Annotated in this window: 5 protein-coding genes; 4 read left to right on the forward strand and 1 reads right to left on the reverse strand. The window is 64.0% G+C overall.

The annotated features are described in order from the left end of the window. Window positions 1–75 precede the first annotated feature (75 nt). The 4 genes from JHD07_RS35520 to JHD07_RS35535 all read left to right on the forward strand — a co-directional run bounded on the left by JHD07_RS35520 (window position 76) and on the right by JHD07_RS35535 (window position 2,695). On the forward strand, window positions 76–282 hold the full coding sequence (locus JHD07_RS35520; RefSeq protein WP_291630690.1) for a hypothetical protein: 207 nt from the start codon (window positions 76–78) through the stop codon (window positions 280–282). Window positions 283–390: 108 nt separating this feature from the next. Beyond that, on the forward strand, window positions 391–957 hold the full coding sequence (locus JHD07_RS35525) for a TetR/AcrR family transcriptional regulator (RefSeq protein ID WP_291630688.1): 567 nt from the start codon (window positions 391–393) through the stop codon (window positions 955–957). A gap of 50 nt (window positions 958–1,007) precedes the next feature. Further along, entirely contained in the window at window positions 1,008–1,976 is a 969-nt protein-coding gene (locus JHD07_RS35530) for a quinone oxidoreductase (RefSeq protein WP_291630681.1), read from the forward strand. Continuing rightward, window positions 1,973–2,695: an SDR family oxidoreductase gene (locus tag JHD07_RS35535; protein ID WP_291630683.1), complete on the forward strand. Its 723-nt coding sequence runs from the start codon at window positions 1,973–1,975 to the stop codon at window positions 2,693–2,695. Before JHD07_RS35530 ends, JHD07_RS35535 begins: the two co-directional genes overlap by 4 nt. A gap of 187 nt (window positions 2,696–2,882) precedes the next feature. Here the strand turns inward: JHD07_RS35535 and JHD07_RS35540 are convergent, their stop codons facing one another. After that, window positions 2,883–3,209 (reverse strand): DUF736 domain-containing protein, encoded by a 327-nt coding sequence (locus tag JHD07_RS35540; protein WP_291630686.1) that lies wholly within the window; start codon window positions 3,207–3,209, stop codon window positions 2,883–2,885. Window positions 3,210–3,528: the final 319 nt, after the last annotated feature.

Raw genomic sequence — 3,528 nt, forward strand, 5'->3', positions numbered from 1 at the left:
ACCGGGTGCGATTGCCCGGCTTGCAGGCTGACTTCGACGTCCTGACGCAGCCCACGCCGCTGCAGAAGAGGGTCTTTGACCTGCTGGGCCTCCAGCCCCAGCTGTAGCCAGAACCTCGCCTTCGCGTTCATCTACAATGCGGCAGGCGTGCCGATCGCGGCCGGTGCGCTCTATCCCACGTTCGGACTGCTGCTGTCGCCGATCATCGCTGCTGCCGCGATGGCGCTGTCGTCCGTCAGCGTCATTGGAAATTCACTGCGATTGCGCGCCTTGAATATCTGACGATCGGGCGATCTCCCATTTCGCGGCCACTGCCACTCGTTGAGGGCGCCGCACAGAAAACTGAGCAGCTATCTTGAACGATCGTTCCCGAATCGCTATGCATGGCTTATGGCAAGACCTCGCGAATTCGATACGGATGCTGCCCTAGACGGTGCGATCACCATCTTCAGCGAGCATGGATATGAAGGCAGTTCCGCGCAGATGCTCGTGGACGCCATGGGCATCGGGCGGCAGAGCCTCTACGCTGCCTTCGGCGACAAGTGGCAGCTCTATTGCGCGGCGGTGCGGCGCTACGGCATGGGCGAATGCGCGGCGCATTTCGAGGTGCTTCGCAGCGGCGCGCGCGCCATCGACGGGATTGGCGCAATGCTGCGCCGCGTCGTGGAGACAGCCGCCACGCCCTGTCTCGGCGTCGGCTCGACCTGCGAGTTCGGTGCATCGCGGCCGGACCTTGTCGATATCCATGCGGCACTGGGCAGGACATTGCACATGGCCATCGTCGCCCGCGTGCGCGACGCGCAGCGCGAGGGTGATGTTGCGGCCAGCCTTGATGCCGAGGCTCTCGCGCAATTCCTGATCGCCAACATCGCCGGGATCCGCGTCGCCGGGCGCGGCGGCGCCGACCGCGCAACACTGGACGCCCTGCAGCAGATGGTCATGCGCGCGCTGCGCTGACCCCCTTTTTTGACTAATTACGGAACGATCATTCAATATAGGAGAAAGACATGCGAGCAGTGGTGATGACAGCGATCGGCGGCCGGGAGGTGCTGGATCATATCGAGCAGCCCGAGCCTGTCGCCGGGCCGGGCGAGGCGCTGGTCGAGATCGCGTTTGCCGGGGTCAACTTCATGGATATCGGCGTGCGTCAGGGGATCGCCTGGACTGACATGCCCAATCCCAAGATCCTCGGCGTCGAAGGCGTCGGTCGAGTTCTGGCAGTCGGCGAAGGCGTCGAGACCGTTCAACCCGGCCAGCGCGTCGCCTGGGTCTATGCGCCCGGCAGCTATGCCGAGCGGATCGCTATCCCGGCGACGTCGCTGGTGCCGGTTCCCGATGCGATCGACGATCGAACGGCGGCCTCGATCATGATGCAGGGGCTGACTGCCAACCATTTCGCGACTGACTTCTATCCGGTCCAGCCCGGTGATATCGCCTTCGTTCATGCCGCGGCAGGAGGTCTCGGCCTGCTCCTGACCCAGATCATCAAACTGCGCGGTGGCCAGGTGATCGGGCGGGTCTCATCTGAAGAGAAGGTCGCCGTCGCCCGGGAGGCGGGCGCCGACTATGTCATTGTCGACACGCAAGGGCGATTTGCCGAGGAGGCGCTGCGCCTGACTGACGGAGAGGGCGTCCATGTCGTCTATGACGGATCGGGTCCGACGACGTTTCAGGGGTCGCTCGATATCCTGCGCCGCTCGGGCACCTTCTGCTGGTATGGCCCGGTGCTGGGCGGTCCAGGGCCACTCGATATCATGAGCCTGCCCAGGAGCATCAAGATCGGCTACGCCGTCTTCTTCGACCACATCCATACTCCGGTCCTGCTCCGCAAGCATGCGGAGCAGCTCTTCCAGTGGGTCGCGGACGGCAAGCTTAAGGTCCGCATCGGCGGCGAATATGCCCTCGCGGATGCGGCGAAGGCCCACGCGGATATGGAGAGCCGCAGGACCACTGGAAAGCTGGTGCTGATCCTATGAGCGCCCCGGTCGCCATGGTGTTCGGTGGATCGCGTGGCATCGGCGCCGCGATCGCAACCCGGCTCGCCAGACATGGTTTCGATCTGGCCATGACCTATGTCTCGCAACCTGATCGCGCCGCTGAGGTTGTTGAAGCGATCAACGGCCTGGGACGCAGCGCCATCGCGATCCAGGCTGATAGCGCCGATGCAGATGCTATCACCGCCGCAGTGGCGCATGCGGTCGATCGGCTGGGCATGCTCGACGTCGTGGTCGTCAATGCCGGCGTTCTTCGCCGCGCGACAATCGAGGCGTTCACGCTCGAGGATCTCGACCTGATGCTCGACGTCAACATACGTGGTGTCTTCCTTGCCATCCAGGCTTCGACAGCGCAGATGCGCGATGGCGGACGCGTGATTACGATCGGCAGCAACACGGCTATTCGGACCGGATCGCAGGGCAGCAGCGTCTACGCCATGACCAAGGCCGCCGTCGCGACCATGGTCAAGGGTATCGCTCTCGACCTCGCGCCTCGCCGGATCACAGTCAACAATGTCCAGCCGGGGCCGATCGAAACCGATCTGACGGCTGCGATGGTTCCGCGCCTGCGCGACCTCATTCCACTTGGGCGGGTCGGCAAAGCGGAGGAGGTTGCGTCGCTCGTTTCCTATCTGGCTGGCCCGGCGGCTGGTTACATGACGGGTGCGAGTCTGACGATCGATGGCGGGTATGTGCTCTAGCGATCGCCACGAGATACTGCAGTTCGGTCGATGACGACGAGAATTGCCGGGCGCCCTTCTCATGATTGACGTTCTGCGCATTCTCTCAATTCTATTGGACGTCGACTGGGTAAGGCATCGCCCGCTTGCTTTGAAAATGTAGTTCAAGTGAAGGCCCCGACCTTTGGGTCGGGGCCTTGTGGGAGCCTCAGTCGGCGCGCCGACCGTTGGGGCGGGACCAGATCAGCGAGAAGGTGTCTTCGCCCTCGTCGTCGAAGAGGTTGGCGTAGATCGGGGCGTTGAAGCTCGGATCGTCGAGCTTGAGGCCCAGATAGTCGCGGCCCTCGTTGGAGCGCTTGGACCAGGCGGCGCCGATCTCGGCGCGGCCGACCAGGACCCGGTGGCTGGGGGCGTTCTCGCCGGTGGCGCGCTGGTCGGGGACGATGCGCACGTTCTTGGCCTGGACGCTGAGGGTGACGATGTCGCCGGTGAACTCGTTCGAGCCGGACTTCTTGAAGGTGCCGATGGTCGCCATTGTAAGTCTCCGTTTTCCGTTCCCGAGCCCGCACCATTGCGGTCTCGATGGCGATCGGCAGGCCGGAGGCGATCGACGGCGCACCCCTTGCTCGGGGTCCCCGGCGCGCTTGCGCGTTGGGGTGGGGATGGGGCTGGACAGCCAAGGAGGGCTTTCTTGTTGCGCGCGGAATGACGGCGCAGCCGGCAGGGGAAGAAAGTTTGACGCGGCTGTTGCGCCATAGGCGATCGAGGCGCAGCCGGCCTTCGGCCAGATCAGGCCATTGAAGAGGCCGTTTGGAGCGGTCGAGGCACGGTCAGACAACGGAGAAAATGGCGGC

This window comes from Bradyrhizobium sp. (assembly GCF_016462955.1).
GTDB lineage: Bacteria > Pseudomonadota > Alphaproteobacteria > Rhizobiales > Xanthobacteraceae > Bradyrhizobium.